The organism is Nocardioides sp. InS609-2 (assembly GCF_023208195.1).
GTDB lineage: Bacteria > Actinomycetota > Actinomycetes > Propionibacteriales > Nocardioidaceae > Nocardioides.
On the sequence record NZ_CP060034.1, the window covers coordinates 2,014,548 to 2,036,615 of the forward strand.

A 22,068-nucleotide genomic window follows, 5' to 3' on the forward strand; every position below is an offset into this window, starting at 1 on the left:
CTCCTCTGGGTTGGGTGATCAGCTGTCGTCGTCGGCGGTGCGTCCGGCGGCCCGGTTGAGAGCGAGGAACGACGCGTGGACGTCGAGCAGGGACTGCTTCTGGCGCTCGGTGAGCCCGGCGTCGCCGAGGATCGCGAGCTCCACCGCAGCGGCTCCCTCACGCGGGGGGTTGTCCTCGGGGCTGACGATGCCGGCCCGGACGTAGAGCTGTTCGGCGGAGATGCGCAGTGCCTTGGCGATCTGCTGCAGCACCTCGGCGGAGGGCCTGCGCAGGCCCCGCTCGATCTGGCTCAGGTAGGGGTTGGACACGCCGGCGAGATCGGCGAGCTGCCGCAGGGAGAGGCGCGCCTTGACGCGCTGCTCCTTGAGGTAGTCGCCGAGGTCCTCGACCGACTTGCCGACCTTGCCCTTTGCCATGCCCCCATCGTGCTAACTCTTGCTAGCAAAATGCAAACTGAGCAAGCGTGAAGCGAGTCACATCAGAAGCTGGCGCGGATCTCGCCGACCGGCAGCCCGCCGCCGAGCAGCGTCACCTGACCCGTCCGGCGTACGGCGTCGGCGTCGACGCCCGCGTCCTCGAGCACGCCGCTGCGGGCCAGCATCTCGGCCATCAGCACGGGCCGCACCCGAGGGGCGCCGTCGTCGGTCTTGAGCGCGAACGCCCGCCCGTCGGGCAGCCCCACGGCGTAGCAGGACTCCGCGCCGGCCTTGCCGATCGCGCCCGGGATCGCGGTGAGGAGGACGAGCTCGTCGCGCGTGCTCCCTGAGACGTACGCCGGGTGCGTGCGGATCGCGTCGGCGACCCGACGTTCGTCGCCCGACTCGGCAATGGCCAGTGCCCGGAACGCCCGCGCCAGCCCGGTCAGCGAGGCCGAGAGCAAAGGCGCACCGCACCCGTCGACCGCCACCGTGGTGACGTCCTCGCCGGTGAGCTCGGCGAACGTGTGCACCGCCGCCTGCTGCAGCGGGTGCCCGGGGTCGCGGTACGTCTTGGTGTCCCAGCCGTTGATGGCGCAGGTCGCGAGCATCGAGGCGTGCTTGCCGGAGCAGTTCATCAGGATCGGCGATTTCGACCCACCGGCCCGGATCACGGCCTCACGGGCGTCGTCGTCGAGCGGGAAGTCGGGCGGCGTCTGCAGCGCCGACTCGTCGAGGCCGGCGCAGGCAAGGATGCGGCGTACGCCCTCGATGTGGAACGGCTCCCCTGAGTGGGACGCGCAGGTCAGCGCGAGCAGGTCGGGCGGCAGGTCGAGGCCGAGCCGGACCATCGCCAGCGCCTGCAGCGGCTTGTTGCACGAGCGCGGGAGGATCGGGGTCGCGACCTCACCCACCGACCAGGCGACCTCGCCGGCCGCGTCGAGCGCGACCAGCGACCCGTAGTGGTGGCCCTCGACGAACCCGGAGCGGACGATCTCGGCGACGACGGGCGCCGAGGCAGAAGCGACAGCAGACATGGAGGGCAGGCTATCGACCGCCGAGTGGCAGGATGACGCCCGTGTCATCCTCCCCCGCGCCGACCCAGTCGGTTCCCCAGCACTGCCCCACCCAGACGGAGCTCGACGACCTCGAGCTGCTGACGTCGGGTGCGCTGGCGCCGACCAACGCCTTCAACGAATGGGGCAGCCCGGTCACTCTGACCCTGCCCGACGAGCTGGCCGGCGCAGACATCGTCGAGCTGATCGACCCCGAAGGCCTGCCGCTGGCCCGGGTGAACCCGGCCACCGGCGCGGTCGAGCCGCTCACGCCCGCCCAGCACGGCCCCTTCCGCCGCCTCCACCTCTCCCCCGACCAGGTGCGCGAGCTCCACACCGGCGCCACCTTCGTGCCGGTCGACGACGCGCTCACCACCGGCCAGCTCGACGACCTCGCGGAGCTCGACCGCGTCGTACTCCTCACGTACGCCGGCCACGGCACGTCCGCGCTCTCGCCGGTGGGTCTCGTCCGAGCCACCCTGGCCGCCGCCAGCCGCCTGCGCGACGCCCACGTGGTCGTCGTACCCCTGGCTTCGCACGGGGAGGCCTCTGCCGACCACGCGCTGGGAGTGCGCGTGGCTGACAACTACGCCTCGGGCGACCCGGTGCACGCGCTGCACGAGCCGCACGAAGCCGACAGCTGGCCCGGCGACATCGCCGAGGTCGTGGCCCACGACCAGCCCGAGCCCGGCGAGCAGGGGCTTGTCGTCTTCTTCACCGGCCTCTCCGGCAGCGGCAAGTCGACCCTCGCGCAGGCCCTGATGGATCGCATCCTCGAGCAGGGCGAGCGCACTGTGACGAGCCTCGACGGCGACGTCGTACGCCGCAACCTCTCGGCCGGGCTGACGTTCTCGAAGGCCGACCGCGAAACCAACATCCGCCGCATCGGCTGGGTGGCGGCCGAGATCTCCCGGCACGGTGGGGTCGCCGTGTGCAGCCCGATCGCGCCGTACGACGAGACGCGACGCCAGGTCGAGGAGATGGTCGGGGAGGCCGGCGGCGCGTTCTTCCTCGTGCACGTGGCCACGCCGCTCGAGGAGTGCGAACGCCGAGACCGCAAGGGCCTCTACGCCAAGGCACGTGCCGGCGAGATCCCCGAGTTCACCGGCATCTCCTCGCCCTACGAGGAGCCCGACAACGCGGCGGTTCGGGTCGACACCACCGGCCGCACCATCGAGGCTGCCCTGGGCGACGTACTCGCGGAGTTGCGGGAGAGCGGGCACCTCTCACTGGCCAGCGTCGCTGGTCGAGTAGCCGGCGAGGGCCGGGCCGGCGTGTCGAGACCACTCAAGGTCCTCTTCGTCTGCACCGCCAACATCTGCCGCTCGGCGTTCATGGAGGTGACCGCCCGCCATCTGGTCGGCGACCGCGACGACATCGAGTTCTCCAGCGCCGGGACCCGCGGATTCACCGACAAGCCCCTCGATGCCGACATGGCCGGCGCCCTGACGACCGGCGCGGACCACGCCGGCTTCACGAGCCGCCCGGTCACCCGCCAGCTGGTCGACGAGGCCGATGTGATCCTGACCGCCGAGTCCAGCCACCGCGCCGACCTGATCGAGGATCACCCGGCCGCGTTCCGCAAGATCTTCACGCTCGCCCAGTTCGCCGAGGCCGCCAGCACCAGCAACCGGCATGGGCGGGCACTGATCGCCGACATCGGCACCCAACGGGCCGCGGCAAAGCCCGAGCACGACATCAGCGATCCCTACCGGCGTGGCCCACAGGCTGCGGCAGACTGCGGCCAGCGCATCTCGTCGTTGCTCGATGCCGTGATCCCCGCCCTGACCGAGGAGGCCTGATGGACTGGCTGACCACGACCTTCCTGTCGATCCTGGCCGCGGGCTTCTTCGTCGGCACAGTCGTCGGGCTCACCGGCATGGGCGGCGGCGCGCTGATGACGCCGGCGCTGATCTTCCTCGGCGTGGGCGACGCGGCGACGGTGGTCACGGCCGACCTCACCGCGGCGGCGATCTACAAGACCGGTGGCGCGATCGTGCACAAGCGCGAGGGTTCGCCCAACATGGCGCTGGCCAAGTGGCTGATCCTCGGCTCGGTGCCGATGGCCCTGCTGGGTCCGCACCTCATCTCCTGGCTGGCCGACCCCGGCGACCTCGACAAGGTGCTCAAGCTCTGCATCGGCTTCGCGCTGCTGATGGCGGCGCTCACCTACGCCCTGCGCCTCTACGTCAACCTGCTCCGCGTGCGCGGCGGCGGGGGCGGGGGCGACGAGCACCCGAAGGTGCGGCCGATCCCGACCCTGCTCGTCGGCGCGCTCGGCGGCCTGCTCGTGGGCGTGACCAGCGTCGGCTCGGGCTCGGTCATCATGATCGCGCTGCTGATGCTCTACCCGGGCCTCTCCGCGGTGAAGCTGGTCGGCACCGACCTGGTGCAGGCCGTGCCGCTGGTGATGGCGGCCGCGATCTCCAACATCGCCCTGCACGGCCTCGACTGGACCGTGACGATCCCGCTGGTCATCGGCTCCGTGCCCGGCACGATCCTGGGCTCCCTGATCGCGCCGCGCGTGCCGCAGTCGTTCATCCGGCGCGGCATCGTCGTCGTACTCACCATGTCCGGCGTAGCCCTGCTCGACAAGGCCGGCTGGCCGCCGCTCGGCGCGGGCGAGGACGACACCCACCCCATCCTCATCGCCGGCGTCGGCCTGGCCACGCTGGTGCTGGTGCCGCTGGTCTGGGGCCTGATCCGGCGTACGACGGGGCTCCCGATGTTCGGATCCCCGACCGTGGCCGAGCTGGAGGATCCGTCCTACCGGCCGGGACTGATCGGCATGAGGAAGACCGACGACACCTGACCACCGAAAGCGCCGGTTCTCGCCTCGCCCCTCCCCACGGATAGCATGGCCGTTGCCATTCCGACGAGAGGTCCCCCGTCAGTCATGACACAAACGCATGCCGACTACCAGCTGAGTCAGCTCGACCAGCTCGAGGCGGAGTCGATCCACATCTTCCGTGAGGTCGCTGCAGAGTTCGAGAAGCCCGTCCTGATGTTCTCCGGAGGCAAGGACTCCATCGTCATGCTCCGCCTGGCGGAGAAGGCGTTCTACCCGGCGAAGATCCCGTTCCCGGTGCTCCAGGTCGACAACGGCTTCGACTTCCCCGAGGTGCTGTCGTGTCGTGACTCGTGGGTCAACCGCCTCGGCGTACGCCTCGTGGTCGCCTCGGTCGACGACGACATCTTGAGCGGCGTCATCGTCGACGACGGCAAGACCAGCCGCAACCGGATGCAGATCGGCAGCCTCCTCAACGCCATCGAGGTCGAGGGCTTCACCGCCGCCTTCGGTGGTGGCCGCCGCGACGAGGAGAAGGCCCGCGCCAAGGAGCGCGTCTACTCCCACCGCGACGAGTTCGGCCAGTGGGACCCCAAGATGCAGCGCCCCGAGGTGTGGAGCCTCTACAACGGCCGCATCCACGAGGGCGAGCACATGCGGATCTTCCCGCTGTCCAACTGGACCGAGCTCGACATCTGGCACTACATCGACCGTGAGCAGATCGAGATCCCCACGATCTACTTCTCCCACCAGCGCGACGTCATCGCCCGCGACGGCATGCTGCTGTCGGCCTCCGACGCCGTCCAGCCCAAGGGCAACGAGACCATCAAGAACATGACCGTGCGCTTCCGCACCGTCGGCGACATGACCCTCACCGGTTGCGTCGAGAGCGAGGCCTCGACCACCGCCGAGATCATCGACGAGGTCGCCATCGCCCGGGTCACCGAGCGCGGCGCGACCCGCGGCGACGACCGTTTCTCCGAGGCGGCCATGGAAGACCGCAAGAAGGAAGGCTACTTCTGATGGCTGACGACACCCTCCAGCAGATGGAGCAGATGGACCTGCTCCGCTTCGCCACCGCCGGCTCGGTCGACGACGGCAAGTCCACCCTCATCGGGCGGCTGCTGCTCGACTCCAAGTCGATCTTCGAGGACCAGCTCGAGTCGGTCGAGTCGACCAGCCGCGACAAGGGCTACGACTACACCGACCTCGCGCTGCTCACCGACGGTCTGCGCTCCGAGCGCGAGCAGGGCATCACCATCGACGTGGCCTACCGCTACTTCGCGACGCCCCGCCGCAAGTTCATCATCGCCGACACCCCGGGCCACGTGCAGTACACCCGCAACATGGTCACCGGCGCCTCCACGGCCGACCTCGGCCTGGTGCTCGTCGACGCCCGCCAGGGCCTGACCGAGCAGTCCCGCCGGCACGCGGTGATCCTGTCGCTGCTCCGGGTCCCGCACCTCGTGCTCGCGGTCAACAAGATGGACCTCGTCGACTTCTCGCAGGAGGTCTACGAGCGGATCCACAAGGAGTTCACGCAGTTCGCCACCAAGCTCAACATCCCCGACCTCGAGGTCATCCCGATCTCGGCGCTCCAGGGTGACAACGTGGTGAACCGCTCCGAGAACATGTCGTGGTACTCCGGCCCGACGCTCATGCACCACCTCGAGCACATCCATGTGGCCTCCGACCGTGACCTGGTCGACGTCCGCTTCCCGGTCCAGTACGTCGTCCGGCCGAAGTCCGACGCCTACCACGACTACCGCGGCTACGCCGGCCAGGTGGCCGGTGGCGTGCTCAAGAAGGGCGACGAGGTCGTCGTACTCCCCTCGGGCATGACGTCGACGATCGAGGCCATCGACCTCTTCGACAAGGAGGTCGACGAGGCGTTCCCGCCGATGTCGGTCACCGTGCGTCTCGAGGACGACGTCGACGTGTCGCGCGGCGACATGATCGCCCGGGCCAACAACGCCCCAAAGCCGAGCCAGGACATCGACGCGATGATCTGCTGGATGACCAACGAGCCGCTGCGTCCGCGCCAGAAGCTCGCCATCAAGCACACCACGCGTACGGCGCGCGCGATGGTCAAGGACGTCCAGTACCGCCTCGACATCAACACCCTGCACCGCGACCAGGACACCAAGGAGATCGGTCTCAACGAGATCGGTCGCATCCAGCTGCGCACCACAGTGCCGCTGCTCTGCGACCCCTACTCCAAGAACCGCACCACCGGCTCGTTCATCCTGATCGACGAGGCCACCGGGGTCACTGTCGGTGCGGGGATGATCAACAGTGGGAATTGAATCGACTTGCTAGTACCAGAAGTACAAAGCTAGGCGTCAGTGCGGGAATCGAGGGGACTAGTGCAAGATCACGTTGGGTCAACCGATCTCACGACCAAAGCCAAAGTCCGACTTCTCGCCTACTACCTACCTCAATATCATCCGATCCCGGAAAATGACGAATGGTGGGGAAAAGGGTTCACCGAATGGACCACTGTGGCAAAGGCTCGCCCTCTGTACAAGGGGCATCGGCAGCCACGGTTGCCAGCAGATCTCGGCTTCTATGATCTTCGCCTTCCCGAGGCGCGCGAGGCCCAAACAGCCTTGGCGAGGCAAGCAGGAATCGAAGGCTTCGTCTACTGGCACTATTGGTTTGGATCTGGCGATCGAATCTTAGAGCGACCTATGGCAGACATTTTGATGACCGGCGAACCAGATTTCCCCTTCTGCCTCGCATGGGCGAACGAGTCATGGTCGCGACGCTGGAATGCCAATGACCAAACCATTCTGAAGCAACAACTCTATCCCGGGAAGAAAGACTTCGAGGAGCACTTCCGTGCTATCGAAGTTGCTTTTCACGACCCACGCTACATCCGAGTCGACGGCAAGCCGCTCTTCGTGGTCTACAGACCACAAGATCTTCCCGATCCTCAAATGTTCAACCACGTATTCCGTTCGCTTGCAACGGATTCTGGCCTCACTGGGATCTATCTCGTCGGCGGGAATAACTTAGTCCCGCTGAGCCAAACGGGTTTTGACGCGAACTACTTGCAGCCAAGCCTGACTTCCATAACAGCCATCCTGAGCTCTCCCAAATCGACTCGTGCTGCGATCGCCCGGAAGTTCTTTAACGCCGGCGGGCCCGTCCGAGTCGACTACGCCGACTTAATGACTTCATTTCGGCGAGACGTCACACATGCACGTGCTTCCGGCGACCCGACTCACTTAGGGGTCATCCCGAACTGGGACAATACTCCAAGACGAGGGCGTGGCGGAATAGTCGTAGAAAATACCTCGCCCGCAGCCCTTCGCGAAGAAATATCTTACGCTAGAGCCAGAACTCATTCGGTAAACTCAGAGGCGATCATGTTTCTTAAGAGTTGGAACGAGTGGGCGGAAGGAAACTATGTCGAGCCTGATGCGAAAGACGGCCGGGCTTGGATCGAAGCAATTGGCGAAGAACTAAATCTGTGAAATCACAGGCTCGCCCAAGAATCTTATTCGCCACGACGACCTCGGCGTCGGCAAGGCTTTTGAAACCGATCATTGGCAACCTTGACGGCATTGATGTTCTTGTTCTCAGGGGCGACAGGCAAGAGGTTCGCTTCGAAAGCTTGCCCGACACAAACATTACTTGCATCCCGATGCGTCGAGAGCCGTCCCCGATCGCGGATTTGAGGGCCCTTCTTCGAGTGACAGTTTGGATGCGGCGTCAACAAGTTCAAACGTTAGTTTACGGAACTCCGAAGGCTGCCCTACTTTGCTCCGTCGCCGGCTTTCTGAACCGAGTACCGAATCGATACTTCATTCTTCACGGACTTCGGCACGAAACCCTCAAGAACCCGATGCGTTGGATAGTCAGAACAACGGACCACCTCGCCAGTCTACTATCAACTCAAACGGTCTGCGTCAGCCCAAGCCTCCATCAAGCCGCCCTCCGGGAGGGAGTTACCACACGCGATCGATCGATCGTAATGGGCAGTGGAAGTCTCGCAGGTATCGACACGGAGCGATTTCGCCCTGCTACTGCATCTGAACGCGACAGCGTTCGGCGGGAACTGGGGGTGCACGACGACCGTCCGATTATTGGATTCATCGGACGCCTAGCTAAGGATAAAGGAATTGAAGAACTCACGGCATCCTTGGAGCTAATCCGGGCTGATGTCACACCGCTCCTCGTGATTGCCGGACCAACCGACGAGACTGATCCTTTGATGCCGATCACACTGGAACGCATTCGAGGATCCCGCCACATCGTCTATCTCGGGGAGATTGACAGCCCAGAAACCCTGCTAAGGGGCTTTGACATCTTCGCGTTCCCCAGCTATCGCGAGGGTATTGGCCTCGCCGCATTAGAGGCGGCCGCCACAGGTCTTCCGGTAGTCGCGTCCGATGTAACGGGGGCGAGGGACACCGTTGTTTCATCGGTCACTGGGCTCTTGGTTCCGCCCGCAGATGCCGAACATCTTGCTATAGCGCTAACACAATTGTTGGCCGATCCGATTAGGGCTGTTGACATGGGTACTCGCGGTCGTGAATATGCGTTGAGTCATTATGAGCGGTCAGGTGTTCTGAGCCACTGGAAGGTCCTGCTTGAACGCGCGACTGGTGTCGAGTCAACATTGAACTCGGAGGCCCGGTAGCCACATGTCGCTTGAAGTCGCATATGCATTCCTCGTAATGATCGCTGGTGCGCTGCTGGTCGGGCTAGTGTCCCACGCCCGAAACTCAGGCACCCGAGTCATCATATTTGTTGGCGCGTACACGTGCCTGCAATTCGTGATCGGCACATTTCTCTGGCTGCGGTCTCCTGGCGTAGATGGCCTCGCCTATGTTAAGGCCGCAGACACTCTCGCGGCCAGTTCACTAGCTTCAACTATCGGTGTCTCTTCGACGGTCCTCGCCGACGGAAAGCAAGGATACGTCTACCTCCTTGCCGTGGGCTTCATAGCCCTGGGATCATCCCCTCTCGTGGCGGTCGCCATCAACGCAAACTTGTTAGGGCTCCTGCTGTTGGTGGTGCGTGCAACCGCTGAAGAGTTGCGTGCAGGGGCAGGGCTGTTGGCCATGTTCATCGCATCGCTGTTTCCAGCGGTGACCTTTTGGGGTCCGCAGCCGCTCCGCGAGGCTTGTGTTTGGCTGCTCATCGGAACCCTCGGACTTTCGGCCCTAAAGATCTCACGCGGTTCTTCAAGCGCGGTCGCGGGTTGGTTGGTCTTCATTGTCACGGCTATCGCGCTTCTCTACTTTCGTGGACCCATAGCCATAATTGCGGCGGCAGCGCTCGCGCTCGGCTGTGTATTCAGTGGCCGATTCTCGCCAACTCGAGCCACTCTATTCGCTGTCGGCGCGTATGGCGCCTATCTTCTGCTGCAGGATCGATTCGCAAGCGTGCTTGTCAAGTTCGGGAATGACCAAATTGACGTCTCGCGCCAGGAATTGGCAAGTTCATCGTCCGGATTCATTGCCCCTGACACCTCTAATCCGACAGACATGTTAGTCGCCATGGTCCGAGTACTCATGGGGCCTTTGCCTGGGGAACGCTCATCCGCGGGAATCGCGGCTTTCGAAGCAATTCTCTGGTCGTCCGCTTTCGTTCTCGCAATCGTTGGTGCGAGAGCCGCAGGATCAACGGCGCGCCCTCTCTACTATGCCGCGCTGGTTCTCGCGTTGTCGATCGCCGCTTCCAGTGGGAACTATGGGTCGATGCTTAGAATTCGAGCCATGCTAATTCCACTTGAAGCACCACTAGTTGCGATCGGGCTAATGTTGCTGGTCAGGACTGTCCGCAGGAAATCTAAACTTCCTGTAGAGGTCCGTGTATGAACAGGACCCTTTCTGGCGTTTTGCTCGGCTATTGCGTCGGTCAAGCCCTCGCTTTGATTGGGCAAGTGGCCCGTATCCCCATCAGCCTCGACCAACTAGGCCACGATGGCTTTGGCAAAGTACTTCTTTTGGGAGTGGAGACGTCACTCTTCACCACCCTCGGACTGGGCGTCGCGGACCTGGCGCGATCAATGACTTCCGGCCAGACTTCGCCGAGTGAGAGACTTCACTCTGCACGTCAGATCCAAGGCCTCCTGCGGCGAACTTGGGCTGCAATCGCCATCGCCTTGATCGGTTTGGCCATTTATGAGGTTGTCACTGCATCCGTCGCTGCGCTTGAGTCCTTTCCATCGCTGGGCTGGAGACTCCTCGCACTAGTGGTGTTGTGCGCCTTCCTCGGCTGCGTCGCAACTCACTTTTCTCCCTACTTTGGCATCTTGGAGGCTACAGGTAGAACCGCAATGAGCCACTTGTTGAAGGGGTTCGCGCCCTTTTGCGGCCTAGCCCTGACTCTCGGGCTGCTTTTGAAGGGGATGAGTGTAGAAAGTGCGAGTCTTGCTTGGGCAGCAGGGGCTATCGTGCCTCCTCTGCTGGCAAGGCTGCTCGTCGGCGGAACAGAAGATGACCGTAACCTCAGCACTCGACTAGCCCGGAGCAGCTTATCTGTAGTCGTCGCACCGCTGCTCGGATTCTTTGCCACAGCCATGGACCCCTTCGTCGTTGCTCACTTCCTGGGAACCGGCGCCGTTGCGGACTTCTCAATCGCGAATCGCGTGGGGATTCTTGTTCTTATCGCCCCTCTAGCCTTCAGGCCAATTCTGTGGAACCGTGCTCGAATCAATCAAGATTCTTCTGACCAACTTCGTGGCCTGCGTACTTCCGCCAAGCTTTACGGATTGCTTGCGCTGCCGGGCGGAATTTTGCTAGTTCTGGGAGGTGTTACGATAGGCCGCGCCCTCGGCGCGACGAACGCGGGATCTCCCTATTTGTTGTACGCCTTGTTCACCGTTTCGGCTCTCTTTCTCAGCATCGGAATGGCGTTCCAGTCCGTCATTCCTGGCAGTTTGTGGGAATCGAAGTACGCGGCGGTGCTCGTCATCACGTCTATCTCTAACATCCTTTTGTCCGTCGTAATCACAAGTCAACTTGGCATTAGCGGGCCAGCCCTTGCTGGGTTGTTATCGAACGGAGTCTTGCTTGCTTTTTGGGTCGCCGTATCGCTATCAAGGCCGCACTCTTTAGTTCCTCGAGGGTCTCGGAAACTGCAGAAGCGCTGACCGCGTTCTTAGTCTATTCGAACCGCGTACGATTAGGGAGTTTCGTGCATGAAAGTCATCATCACCGGAGCGGGTGCGCTTCTTGGACAAGGAATGCTTCGGAGCTTGGCGGATTCACAGCTTGACGTTACGCTCGTCGCAGCCGATCCGAGCCCCTTGGCTGCCGGACTCTACTGGACTCCCCACCGGTACCTCATCCCGATGGCGGACGACCCCGGGTACATAGGCGCAATCGATAAACTGTTGGCGAGCGAGAAGCCCGACGCGCTACTCGTCGGCACGGACGTGGAATTGCCACTCTTTGCCCGCCATCGTCACGAACTCGAAGCGCGGCACGGCACCCATATCGTCATAGCCAGTTCTGATGTGGTGGCGATCGCAGACGACAAATTCTTGACCTACGAGTTTATGCGTGACCATGGCTTTTCACCACCTGTCTCGCGTCTTCCGTTTGAGGCCGGTGACTTGGTATCAGAATTCGGGTTTCCATTGGTCGTGAAGCCACGCGTGGGCGCGCGTTCCGTGGGACTGAGCCTCGTGTGGAGCGAAGAGGAACTCAAGCATGCGATTTCCGCCAGGGACGGTCTGATGGTCCAGGAACACGTGGCCACGGATCGTGAGGAGTACACGGCCGGCACGATCACTTTCGGCGGGCCGTGCCTCGCGTCAATTGTTATGCGGCGAGATTTGCGCGATGGCAACACAAGTCGTGCGTACGTTGAAGACTTCCCTGAACTCGACATGCAGGTGCGGGAGATGGCGACCGTCCTGGGAGCGTGGGGCCCGGCAAACTTTCAGTTCCGGGCTGATGACGGGAAGGCTCGGGTGTTCGAGATCAACGGCCGGTTCTCGGGTACAACGCCATTGCGGCGGCTTGCCGGCTTCAACGAGGTTGAGATGGTTCTTCGGCATCTTGTGCTTGGTGAAGCGATCACGCAGCCGATGATTAGACCGATGTCGATCTTTCGTCATCTTGTTGAGACAGTCGTCCTGCCTGAAGAGGTCATGCGTTGACTGCGGGTCTGTCCATTGGCGTGACCGGAGCAACAGGGTTCGTTGGTCGACGAGTCGTCGCGGCATTGTCGCGGGATGGCTACCGGGTGCGGGCCCTCGGCAGGACGCGAAGTGCGGGCCTACCGAGCGGCGTGGACCATGCTGTTTGGGATCTCGAGTCGGGTGGCGACTTGGGTGCGCTCGCCGACCTCGGAGCACTCGTCCACGCCGCTGCGTACATCCCGCGATCGCAGGCCAGCTCCGATGAGGCAGAACGATGCTGGCGACTGAATGCCCTCGGCACCCTACGCCTGTTCGAGGCGGCGAACGTGGCCTCAGTTGGCCATGTAGTCCACCTGTCGACTGGAAACAGTTATCGCCCGCTTTCGCGTGAAGTCGTCGAAGACGATGCCCTCTTCCCGTCGAGTAGTGCGCCCTACTATCTTTCGAGCAAAGTTTGCGCGGAAATTTTTGCGGACCACCTTCGACGCACCAGTGACCTACAGCTTGCAATTCTACGGCTGTCATCGGTGTTCGGACCCGGCATGACCCCAGGCGGACTCGTGTGGAGCTTCGTGGATCATCTGTCCCGGGGCGAACGGATCACTATACTAGATGGTGGCCGTTTCCAGACTGATCTGGTGTTCGTTGACGACGTTGTGGCAGCAATAGTGGGTGCTGTCCGGCAACGCGCTGATGGAATCTTCAATGTTGGTTCCGGACGTCCGACGTCAGTTCTGCAATTGGCACTTGAACTCCTGTCCCTCACTGGACACGGCCAAGACTTGATCGAAATTCACGATGCCGTCGACAGGCCCACCTCAGTGGGCTACTCTGCCCTCAATATCTCGAAGGCCCGCGACAAGCTAAACTACTCCCCGCGGACGCTACGTGAGGGACTGCACTCCTATCTCTCTGCCCTGGCGTCATGAGTGCGACGCAGGAAGACATTGTCGTCATAAGCGACCTGCATGGTAATGCGCGGGCGTTTCGTGCTGCTTTAAGTCAAGCCCGAAACGTGGGATTCGATCGGTTAGTTATTCTTGGCGATCTGCTCACATACGGCATTGATAATGCGGAGATCGTTGAGCTCGTGGCCGCCGAGCAGGAGCGCGGCGCAGCCCTCGTCATTGGCAACCACGACCAGCTCTACTTCGATCTCCAACGTGGCGACACAGTCTACTATGACCGGCTTCCCGCATGGTTGCGCGAAAGCGTTGACTACACGTTCGCGCAACTGGATCGGATCGCGTTCAATGGCCTGAGTTGGTCGACGGAAGTGGTTACGAGAGATGTGGTGCTTGCTCACGCCAATCCGTTCCAGTTCGGTGACTGGACCTATCTCAACGACGAGGCCGACCGCCGTCGCGCTCGCGAGGTCCTGATCTCGCGCGGCGCGGTGCTCGGCGTCTTCGGCCATACACATCGCGCGCTCACTGAGCCACTCCCGTCGCAAGGGAATGCAGCCATCGCAAACACCGGGTCAATCGGCCAGCCTCGCGGTCAAGACAACCGGTCCACAATGTTGCGCATCGTCGTTGGCACGGACGCGCCTCATGTTTCGGTCGAGACCATCGATTACTCCGTCGACGCACATGTCCAGGCACTTGGACGGGCCGCGCTTTCTCCAGAGACACTCAGGAAACTGAGTTCGTACTTCCTCCGTCGAGAGCCGCCAGAGTAGTTCCGGACACCTCCAGCAATGATGCATCGCTTTTCGTTGCGCCGTCCAGCGGAGAGCGCTGATGAGCGCCAGAACTCCATCCATTTCTGGACCTCCACGCTCAAATGAACTCATCGGTCTAAGCCGGCTCGTCCCCCATGAACTCAGCCATCGTCCGTGTTGACCCATCGGAGATTCCATGCCGTCGCAAAACAGTCGCAACTGTCCGGACCAGAATCAAGATATCGAGATGAAGACTTCTCGTGTCGACGTACTCGACGTCCTTGGCGAACTTTTCACCCCAGCCGATGGCGTTGCGCCCGCCCACCTGCGCCAGCCCGGTTACGCCGGGTCGCACTTCGTGTCGCCGACGTTGCTCGGCCGTGTATCGGTCCAGATAGCGCACCATCAATGGGCGCGGCCCGACCAGACTCATGTCACCCTTCACGACGTTCCACAGGGTAGGTAGCTCGTCGAGGCTGGTAGAGCGCAGGAACGACCCGAACGAAGTCATCCGCTCCTCATCGGTAACGAGCCCGCGCGCGTCGTCGGTCTCGAGCATGGTCCGGAACTTCACCAGCTCGAAGACCTTCTCGTCCTTGCCCGGCCGCTGCTGTCGGAAAAGGACGGGCGAACCGAGTTTGCGACGTACGAGGACCGCAAGAGCCAGCTGCACGGGAAGGGAGAGGACAAGAGCGACCCCGCCCACGACCACGTCGATCGCCCGCTTCAACGGGTCGTAGGGCTTCACGCGGAGACAACCACCCGGATTGCGGCCTCGACGCGCTCGAACTGTGCGTCGGTCAAGGCAGAGCCGGCCGGCAGGGTGAGACCGTGCGCGAAGATGCGCTCGGAGGAGCCGTCCAGCGTTCCTGCCAGGCCGGAAGACACCGGCTGGAGGTGCATGGGCTTCCACACCGGGCGGGTCTCGATACCCGCTTCGCCCAGGGCCGATCCGAGGTCAGTGGCGCTCCACGCGGAGACCTCCGGATCGACGACGATCGCGGTGAGCCAGCAGTTGTCCCCGACGTCGTCCGCCCCACCGAGGATGCGCGCACCCGGCTGGTCCGCGAAGAGGCGTCGGTAGCGTTCACGCCACTCGCGGCGACGCTTGAGCATGTCGTCGAGACGCACCAGCTGCGCACGGCCAAGAGCCGCAAGAATGTTGGAGAGCCGGTAGTTGTAGCCGACCTCGGTGTGCTCGTAGTGCGCCACCGGCTCCCGGGCCTGGGTCGACAGCTTGCGTGCGTGGTCGGAGAGCCGCTGGTCGTCGGTGAGAAGCATGCCGCCACCCGAGGTGGTCATGATCTTGTTGCCGTTGAAGGACAGCACGGACGCGTCACCGAACGACCCGGCCGGCGAGCCGTCGTACGTCGCTCCGAAGGACTCGGCTGCGTCGCACAGCAGCCGTGCCCCTGCGTCGGTGGCGATCTGGGTGATGGCGTCGTAGTCGACGCACTTGCCGAGCATGTCCACCGGCACGATGACCGGCACATTCGCCCCGGCAGACCTGAGGGTCTGGATGGCCTCCGACAGCAGGGTGGGGCTGATGTTGCCGGTCTCCTCGTCGCAGTCGACGAAGTGCGGCACCGCGCCGACGTACCTGATGGCGTTGACCGTGGCCGCAAAGGTGAAGGTCGACACCGGTACGACGTCACCCGGTCCGACACCCCACGAGACCAGCGCCAGGTGTAGGGCCGCCGTACCCGATGACAGGCCCACGGCGTGGGCTACGCCGACACGGTCGGCGACCTCTTCCTCGAACGCTGAAAGGTCGGGTCCCGCGGGAGCGACCCATCCGGACTGGATGGCTCGCAGCACGTACTGCTGCTCCAGCTCACTGACGTCCGGTGTCGAGAGCAGGATGGGTTCGTTCCCGTTCGAAGCCATCTTCCTGTCCTCACCCCGTATGCGTTGCCTGAGCGAGTGTAAACAACGAAGTCGCTCAGCCAGAATCGTTGCCGGCTCAACGACCCCGGATCACGTGCACGGTCCGCACCACGATCAAAGCGGCAAACGACCCGACCAGTCCGCCCAGGGTGTTGGCCACCACGTCGACGAACTGCGCCGAACGCAAAGGGAGCAGGAACCCCTGGACCACCTCGACAGCCGCCGAGGCCACGAAGGTGTAGACGACCCAGTTGGCCCACGGATGCCGCGGGAGAATGAGGGCGGCCAGGAGCGTCAGGGGCGCGAACATCGCGGCGTTGAGCAGGAACTCCACCCTGACGGGCGCCGAGATTTCGGCCGGGACGCCGAGGGCTACCAGGCGCTCCGCCACCCTCATGACCACTCCGGTGGCCTGCGCCCCGCTCGGCCGGAGGAGCACCGTGGCCAGGAATGCGACGTAGGCCAGCCACGTAGCCATGAGCAGCGGTCGGAGGCGGGAGGACACTTGCACATGATGGGACGTCTCCCGCCCCAGACTCGAATCGGGCTGAGCTCGACCGAGCCCGGGCTGCGCGCGCACGTGGGTGCCGGAGACTAGGCCGGGCCACCACCCTCGGAGTCGGACGCCAGTGCCTCGACGTCGATGTCCTCGCCGTCGGAGATCTGCTGGGCGACCCGGTCGAGCTGCTCGGGCGTGAGGGTGACCGCGGACTCTCGCAGCCCCCTCTCGAGCTCTTCGTGCACGGTGCCGTCGGTGGCCGACTCCTGCCACGACGTCACCCGCTCCACCACGTTGCGCAGGGCTTCCACGCGTGCTTCCTGCTGCTGGTCCATGCCGGCTCCTCACAGTTGGGGCGTTCGGTTCGAATCTAACCTCGGCCCCTGAGCTGGCAGGCAGGCTCAGGCCCGCGTCGCCGTCACCAGCAGGTACTCCCACTCCATGCGGAACCCCGCATCGATGTCCCGCCCGAAGCGCCCGGCCAGCTCGATGAGCTCGCGGTCCAGGGCTGCGATCCGGCCCTCGTCGCCGGCCAGTCCCTTGTACGCCGTGATGGTGGGGCCGTACTTCGACTTGAAGAAGTCCAGGAACCCGGATGGGCCGTCGAACCGGTCGACCTCGAGCACCGCCGTACTCGCCGTCAGGTCGCGAACGCCGTCGCCCAGCAGGCCGCGCACGTGGTCGACGTCGCCCCATAGCGGCGGGGGCTGGCTGCCGGGAGGCGGGGGGGCCGCGGCGTACGGCTTCATGGTCGCGAACATCTGTCCGATGAAGCCGGACGGCGTCCAGCTCAGCAGGCCGATGGTGCCGCCGGGGCGGCACACCCGCAGCAGCTCGGCCGCCGACTCCTCATGGTGCGGCGCGAACATCACGCCGACGCACGACATCACGACGTCGTACTCGCCGGTGGTGCACGGCAGCGCCTCGGCATCGCCCACCCGCCAGGTCAGCTCGAGGCCCTCGGCCTCGGCTGTCGCTCGACCGCGGTCGAGCAGCTCGGGGGTGAGGTCGGTGGCCCAGACGGCTGCGCCGGTGCGAGCGGCCGGGATGGCCGCGTTGCCGGCGCCGGCCGCCACGTCGAGCACGCGCTGGCCTTCGGACACCCCGCAGGCCTGCACGAGCACCGGGCCAAGGCTCGGGATGACTTCGGTGGCGACATCGGTGTAGTCGCCGAGCGCCCACATGGTGGCGTGGCGCTGCTTGAGGGTTCGGTCTTCGTCTGTCGCAGTGTTGGTTGTCATGGGTGCCACGTTGCCCCTGGCCGGCCGGTCCGGGCATCGGTGCTGCCACGCATTTGCGGCTCGGCCGCGTCGTGCGGGATGGCGGCTGGCACGTAGTCGCGTGATCCTTGGTTTCGAGGCTCGCTGCGCTCGCACCTCAACCAGCGGACCGGATGCGCTCGCACCTCAACCAGCGGACCGGATGCCCTCGCACCTCAACCAGCGGACCGGCTCCGCTCGCACCTCAACCAGCGGACCGGCTCCGCTCGCACCCCAACCAGCGGACCGGCTCCGCTCGCACCCCAACCAGCGGACCGGCTCCGCTCGCACCCCAACCAGCGGACCGGCTCCGCTCGCACCCCAACCAGCGGACCGGCTGCGCGCCTTCCTCAACCAGCGGGCGTGGCGAGGTACCTCGCGACGGCCGCCGTGCGGGCGGTCCGGCCCTCGATGCCGAGTTTGGCGTAGACGTTGTGGAGGTGGCGTTCGACGGTGCGGTCGCTGAGGGTGAGCCGCTCCGCGATGGCCACGTTGCCGAGGCCTTCCGCGGCCAGCGCCAGCACCTCGATCTCGCGTGGCGACAGGCCGGTCATCGTGCGCGGACGTGCTGTCGACGGCTCGGCGTCGGGCGCCAGGAAGGCCCGGAGCTCGGCGGCGTACACGGGCCACGCGGGCTCGTCCGCGAGCAGGATGTGGTTGTCGCTCTCGAGCGCCACCAGCCGGGCGCCCGCGATCTCGGAGGCGAGGTAACGGGCTTGGCCGAAGTCGTTCATCCGGTCACCCAGCGCATGGATGACCAGCGTCGGCATGGTCAGCTGCGGCAGCAGGGCCGAGGCGTCGGCAAGGTTGCGTTCGCGCCGCGAGACCAGGGCGGTCTCGGCATCGACCGCGACCCTCTGGAGCTCGTCGAGCCAGACGCGCTGCTCCTCAGTCGCCCCCGGGATCATCATCGAGGTGAAGACCCGGCGGAACTCCGACTCCGGCCGCGCCCAGCCGACGCGGATCAGCGCCTCGAAGGCCGCGTCGAGCTCGGCGTCGTCAGGCGTGGGGTCCCGCTGCGCGGCGGCGTAGCTGCCGTAGAACACCATCTTCGAGACCCGTTCGGGATGGCCTGCGGCGTAGGCGATCGCCACCGGACCACCCTGCGCCATCGCGAACAGCGTGAAGTCCTCGAGGCCGGCGTCTTCGACCACCGCCTCCAGGTCACCGAGCCGGGCTTCGAGCGAGAAGTCGGTGACATTGCGGTCGGACAGGCCGTGCCCGCGCTCGTCGTACCGGACCACCGTGCAGTAGCTGCTCCACTCCGCGAGGTGGTGTCGCCAGACCGGTGAGACCCAGTCGTGCTGGAGGTGGCTCAGCCAGCACGCGTCGACGACGAGCGGAGGTCCGGATCCGTGCACGGCGTAGGCGATCCGTACGCCGTCAGGCGCGCGCGCGAACCTGATCTCCTGTTGTGGCGCCTCCCCACCCATCCAAGGATGGTAGACCTCAGCCGATGCCGAGCAGGGTGCGTGCTTCGTCGGGAGTCATCGGAGTGCGCTGTACGACGCGGCCGAGCTCGACCGCGCGCTCGACGAGCTGCCGGTTGCTGTCGACCGGTACGCCGCGGCTGATGGTCAGCACGTCCTCCATGCCGACGCGCAGGTGGCCGCCCTTCGACAGCGCAGCCAACGCGACCGGCAGCGTGGAGCGCCCGATGCCGGTGGCCGACCAGGAGGTCACCTCGGCGGGCAGGTCACGCACCGAGGCGACCAGCGCGTCCGCCGTACCGTTCATGCCGCCGGGCACGCCCATCACCAGGTCGCAGTGCACCTTGCCGCCCGCGGGCAGGCCGTACTTCGCCAGCAGCCGGGTCAGCGCGTGCACCTGGCCGAGGTCGAAGAGCTCGAACTCCGGCACGACCCCGCGCTCCTGGGCGAGCTGGTAGAGCTCGCACACGAACGGCCACGGGTTGGAGAAGACGTCGTCGCCGAAGTTGGTCGTGCCCATCGTCAGGCTGCACGAGTCGGGCTCGGCGTCGAGCACCTTGAGCCGGTTGTCGAGCGGGTCGTGCACCGAGCCGCCGGTGGAGAGCTGCACGACCAGGCCGGTGCCCTGCTTGAGCGCCGCGACGGTCTCCTTCAGCCGGCCCAGGTCGAGCGTCGGTGCGTGCTCGTCGTCGCGGATGTGCACGTGGATCATCGCCGCCCCGGCCGCCTCGCACTCGATCGCGGTGGCGACCAGCTCGTCGAGGGTGGTGGGCAGCTGTGGGAAGTCAGCCTTGGTCGTCTCGGCGCCGGTGGGCGCGACGGTCACGAGAAGGCGGTCGGCGGGTACGTCGGGCATGGGCGTCATGCTCTCAGAGGATCCGGTGCCCCAGAATGTCGGGATGCGTGCCGTCGTACAGCGAGTCCTCTCCGCCCGGGTCACCGTCGACGACGAGGCGACCGGCGAGATCGGCACCGGCCTGCTGGTCTACCTCGGCATCACCCATACCGACGGCCCGGCAGAGGTCACCTGGATGTCCCGCAAGGTCTGGGACCTGCGCATCCTGCGCGACGAGCGGTCGGCCTCCGACGTCGGCGCCCCGATCCTCGTCGTCAGCCAGTTCACGTTGTACGGCGACGCGCGCAAGGGCCGCCGTCCGACCTGGCAGGCGGCCGCGCCGGGCGAGGTGAGCGAGCCGCTCTACGCGTCGTACTGCGCGGAGCTACGGCAGCTGGGCGCTCGGGTCGAGGAGGGGCTCTTCGGCGCGGGCATGCGCGTGGAGTCCGTCAACGACGGGCCGTTCACCGTCCTGCTCGAGCGGTGATCACTTGCGGCCTCGAACCCGTCAACGAACGGACCTATCGGGCGTTCGACCCGCGACCTCGAGCGTGAAGGCAGACGGATTGACCGCGATTGGTCCGTTGGTTGACCGAGAGCGCACGCGTCAGCGGACGTCGAACCTCTGCGCTCCCCGCGGCTCCTCGTCGGCAACGTCGACACTCTCCACAACCGCCGCCGGTGGGCCGATCTGGCACCACGCGACCAGCGCCTCGACGTCGTCGGGCTCTCCCTCGAACGCGGCCGCGACCGAGCCGTCGGGCTCGTTGGACACCCAGCCCGCCACCTGGTGGCCGGCCGCCTCCTGCGCACACGACGCCCGGAAGAAGACGCCCTGCACTCGTCCCCGCACCACCACGCGACGACGGATCATCGCACCAGCGTAGGACTGAGGCCCCGTCCCTGGAACAGGAACGGGGCCTCCGGTCTGGACGCTCGCTGGCGCTACTGCTCGACCATCGATGTCACGGTGTCAGATCGCGACGGCCACCTCGGCCACGCTCCCGACAGCTGCGGTCACGGCCGTGTCGACCGGCTCGGACTTCGGCGCCAGCGTGCGCAGCGTCCAGTCCCCCTCGCCGGCAAAGAAGCGGAAGTGCCCGGTCGCCGAGGTAGGCACCTCGGCGGTGAACTCGCCCGTGCGGTCCAGGAGCCGGACGTACGCCGAGGACACAGCCTCGCCGTCGCGGGTCACCTGGCCCTGGATCACCGCTTCCTTGGCCACGTTGACCCCGTCGAGCGAGAGGCCGCCTTCGGTCGCGCCGCACATCAGGCAACACCCGGCTCGTCGCCGAGGGCGACGGGGACGCCGACCAGGGAGCCGTACTCGGTCCAGGAGCCGTCGTAGTTCTTGACGTTCTGGTGACCGAGGAGCTCGCGGAGCACGAACCAGGTCAGCGACGAGCGCTCACCGATGCGGCACAGAGCGATGGTGTCCTTGGAGTCGTCGATGCCGACCTCGGCGTAGAGCGCCAACAGGTCGTCGTCGTTCTTGAAGGTGCCGTCGTCGTTGGCGTTCTTGCTCCACGGCACGTTGAGCGACGTCGGCACGTGGCCGGCGCGCTGCGCCTGCTCCTGCGGCAGGTGGGCCGGGGCGAGCAGCCGGCCGGCGTACTCGTCGGGGCTGCGCACGTCGATCAGGTTCTTGACGCCGATGGCCGCGACCGTCTCGTCGCGGAACGCGCGGATCGAGTGGTCCTGCTCCTGGGCGGTGTACGACGTCGTGTCGCGCGTCGGGAGCTCGTCGGTCAGCTCGCGCGAGTCGAGCTCCCACTTCTTGCGGCCACCGTCCATCAGCTTCACGTCCTGGTGGCCGTAGAGCTTGAAGTACCAGAACGCGTATGCGGCGAACCAGTTGTTGTTGCCGCCGTAGAGCACCACGGTGTCGTCGTTGGCGACGCCGCGGCTGGACAGAAGCTCCTCGAACTGCGCCTTGCTCACGAAGTCACGGCGCACCTGGTCCTGCAGGTCGGTGGTCCAGTCGAGCTTGATCGCGCCACGGATGTGGCCCTTGTCGTAGGACGTGGTGTCCTCGTCGACCTCGATGACGACGATGCCGTCGGTCTCGAGGTTGTCCTCCACCCACTGGGTGGAGACGAGTGCGGATTCGCGGCTCATGATTTCTCTTTCT

General features: G+C 65.1%; 24 protein-coding genes. 12 read left to right on the forward strand and 12 right to left on the reverse strand.

All coding sequences use genetic code 11. The features are described from left to right. Window positions 1-18 precede the first annotated feature (18 nt). Together H4Q84_RS10540 and H4Q84_RS10545 are read right to left on the reverse strand one after the other, a co-directional pair. The gene (locus H4Q84_RS10540; protein WP_248583341.1) at window positions 19-417 is read right to left on the reverse strand and encodes a helix-turn-helix domain-containing protein; all 399 of its coding nucleotides are present in this window, start codon (window positions 415-417) and stop codon (window positions 19-21) included. Between the two features lie 62 nt (window positions 418-479). Then, window positions 480-1,454 (reverse strand): asparaginase, encoded by a 975-nt coding sequence (locus tag H4Q84_RS10545; protein ID WP_248583342.1) that lies wholly within the window; start codon window positions 1,452-1,454, stop codon window positions 480-482. Between the two features lie 41 nt (window positions 1,455-1,495). On the opposite strand from H4Q84_RS10545, the gene cysC reads away from it, so the two are divergent. From cysC to H4Q84_RS10600, 11 genes are all read left to right on the forward strand, one after another. Continuing rightward, window positions 1,496-3,274, forward strand: coding sequence for an adenylyl-sulfate kinase (gene cysC / locus H4Q84_RS10550; protein ID WP_248583343.1), 1,779 nt, complete (start codon window positions 1,496-1,498; stop codon window positions 3,272-3,274). Then, the gene (locus H4Q84_RS10555) at window positions 3,274-4,284 is read left to right on the forward strand and encodes a sulfite exporter TauE/SafE family protein (protein ID WP_248583344.1); all 1,011 of its coding nucleotides are present in this window, start codon (window positions 3,274-3,276) and stop codon (window positions 4,282-4,284) included. The genes cysC and H4Q84_RS10555 overlap by 1 nt, the downstream gene beginning before the upstream one ends. An 84-nt stretch (window positions 4,285-4,368) precedes the next feature. Beyond that, the gene (gene cysD, locus H4Q84_RS10560; protein WP_248583345.1) at window positions 4,369-5,283 is read left to right on the forward strand and encodes a sulfate adenylyltransferase subunit CysD; all 915 of its coding nucleotides are present in this window, start codon (window positions 4,369-4,371) and stop codon (window positions 5,281-5,283) included. After that, a complete protein-coding gene (gene cysN, locus H4Q84_RS10565) occupies window positions 5,283-6,566 on the forward strand; it encodes a sulfate adenylyltransferase subunit CysN (RefSeq protein ID WP_248583346.1) in 1,284 nt (427 codons plus the stop codon). The genes cysD and cysN overlap by 1 nt, the downstream gene beginning before the upstream one ends. A gap of 60 nt (window positions 6,567-6,626) precedes the next feature. Next, window positions 6,627-7,739, forward strand: coding sequence for a glycoside hydrolase family 99-like domain-containing protein (locus H4Q84_RS10570; RefSeq protein ID WP_248583347.1), 1,113 nt, complete (start codon window positions 6,627-6,629; stop codon window positions 7,737-7,739). A gap of 500 nt (window positions 7,740-8,239) precedes the next feature. Then, on the forward strand, window positions 8,240-8,908 hold the full coding sequence (locus H4Q84_RS10575) for a glycosyltransferase (RefSeq protein WP_282580330.1): 669 nt from the start codon (window positions 8,240-8,242) through the stop codon (window positions 8,906-8,908). Window positions 8,909-8,912: 4 nt separating this feature from the next. Beyond that, entirely contained in the window at window positions 8,913-10,091 is a 1,179-nt protein-coding gene (locus tag H4Q84_RS10580; RefSeq protein ID WP_248583349.1) for a hypothetical protein, read from the forward strand. Further along, on the forward strand, window positions 10,088-11,368 hold the full coding sequence (locus H4Q84_RS10585) for a hypothetical protein (protein WP_248583350.1): 1,281 nt from the start codon (window positions 10,088-10,090) through the stop codon (window positions 11,366-11,368). Before H4Q84_RS10580 ends, H4Q84_RS10585 begins: the two co-directional genes overlap by 4 nt. 48 nt (window positions 11,369-11,416) lie before the next feature. Continuing rightward, the gene (locus tag H4Q84_RS10590) at window positions 11,417-12,382 is read left to right on the forward strand and encodes an ATP-grasp domain-containing protein (RefSeq protein WP_248583351.1); all 966 of its coding nucleotides are present in this window, start codon (window positions 11,417-11,419) and stop codon (window positions 12,380-12,382) included. A gap of 20 nt (window positions 12,383-12,402) precedes the next feature. Next, the gene (locus H4Q84_RS10595; RefSeq protein WP_248583640.1) at window positions 12,403-13,293 is read left to right on the forward strand and encodes an NAD(P)-dependent oxidoreductase; all 891 of its coding nucleotides are present in this window, start codon (window positions 12,403-12,405) and stop codon (window positions 13,291-13,293) included. After that, window positions 13,290-14,045, forward strand: coding sequence for a metallophosphoesterase family protein (locus tag H4Q84_RS10600; RefSeq protein ID WP_248583352.1), 756 nt, complete (start codon window positions 13,290-13,292; stop codon window positions 14,043-14,045). The genes H4Q84_RS10595 and H4Q84_RS10600 overlap by 4 nt, the downstream gene beginning before the upstream one ends. Window positions 14,046-14,163: 118 nt before the next feature. Here H4Q84_RS10600 and H4Q84_RS10605 read toward each other — a convergent pair whose 3' ends face one another. From H4Q84_RS10605 to H4Q84_RS10635, 7 genes are all read right to left on the reverse strand, one after another. Then, on the reverse strand, window positions 14,164-14,775 hold the full coding sequence (locus tag H4Q84_RS10605) for a sugar transferase (protein ID WP_248583353.1): 612 nt from the start codon (window positions 14,773-14,775) through the stop codon (window positions 14,164-14,166). Continuing rightward, window positions 14,772-15,914, reverse strand: a complete 1,143-nt coding sequence (locus tag H4Q84_RS10610) for an aminotransferase class I/II-fold pyridoxal phosphate-dependent enzyme (RefSeq protein ID WP_248583354.1) — start codon at window positions 15,912-15,914, stop codon at window positions 14,772-14,774. The genes H4Q84_RS10605 and H4Q84_RS10610 overlap by 4 nt, the downstream gene beginning before the upstream one ends. Window positions 15,915-15,990: 76 nt before the next feature. After that, window positions 15,991-16,419, reverse strand: coding sequence for a VanZ family protein (locus H4Q84_RS10615; RefSeq protein WP_248583355.1), 429 nt, complete (start codon window positions 16,417-16,419; stop codon window positions 15,991-15,993). An 89-nt stretch (window positions 16,420-16,508) separates the two neighbouring features. Further along, a complete protein-coding gene (locus tag H4Q84_RS10620) occupies window positions 16,509-16,748 on the reverse strand; it encodes a hypothetical protein (protein ID WP_248583356.1) in 240 nt (79 codons plus the stop codon). Window positions 16,749-16,814: 66 nt separating this feature from the next. Next, a complete protein-coding gene (locus H4Q84_RS10625; RefSeq protein WP_248583357.1) occupies window positions 16,815-17,654 on the reverse strand; it encodes a class I SAM-dependent methyltransferase in 840 nt (279 codons plus the stop codon). A gap of 368 nt (window positions 17,655-18,022) precedes the next feature. Continuing rightward, window positions 18,023-19,105, reverse strand: a complete 1,083-nt coding sequence (locus tag H4Q84_RS10630; protein ID WP_248583358.1) for an alpha/beta fold hydrolase — start codon at window positions 19,103-19,105, stop codon at window positions 18,023-18,025. A gap of 16 nt (window positions 19,106-19,121) precedes the next feature. Next, on the reverse strand, window positions 19,122-19,967 hold the full coding sequence (locus H4Q84_RS10635) for a 3-keto-5-aminohexanoate cleavage protein (RefSeq protein WP_248583359.1): 846 nt from the start codon (window positions 19,965-19,967) through the stop codon (window positions 19,122-19,124). Between the two features lie 34 nt (window positions 19,968-20,001). Between H4Q84_RS10635 and dtd the strand changes: the two genes are divergently transcribed. Further along, window positions 20,002-20,424, forward strand: a complete 423-nt coding sequence (gene dtd, locus H4Q84_RS10640) for a D-aminoacyl-tRNA deacylase (protein WP_248583360.1) — start codon at window positions 20,002-20,004, stop codon at window positions 20,422-20,424. Window positions 20,425-20,544: 120 nt separating this feature from the next. Here the strand turns inward: dtd and H4Q84_RS10645 are convergent, their stop codons facing one another. The 3 genes from H4Q84_RS10645 to H4Q84_RS10655 all read right to left on the reverse strand — a co-directional run bounded on the left by H4Q84_RS10645 (window position 20,545) and on the right by H4Q84_RS10655 (window position 22,055). Continuing rightward, complete coding sequence (locus tag H4Q84_RS10645) at window positions 20,545-20,811, reverse strand: acylphosphatase (RefSeq protein ID WP_248583361.1); 267 nt, start codon at window positions 20,809-20,811, stop codon at window positions 20,545-20,547. A 99-nt stretch (window positions 20,812-20,910) separates the two neighbouring features. Next, window positions 20,911-21,207, reverse strand: coding sequence for a DUF1416 domain-containing protein (locus H4Q84_RS10650; protein WP_248583362.1), 297 nt, complete (start codon window positions 21,205-21,207; stop codon window positions 20,911-20,913). Next, on the reverse strand, window positions 21,207-22,055 hold the full coding sequence (locus tag H4Q84_RS10655; RefSeq protein WP_248583363.1) for a sulfurtransferase: 849 nt from the start codon (window positions 22,053-22,055) through the stop codon (window positions 21,207-21,209). Before H4Q84_RS10655 ends, H4Q84_RS10650 begins: the two co-directional genes overlap by 1 nt. Between the last annotated feature and the right edge of the window lie 13 nt (window positions 22,056-22,068).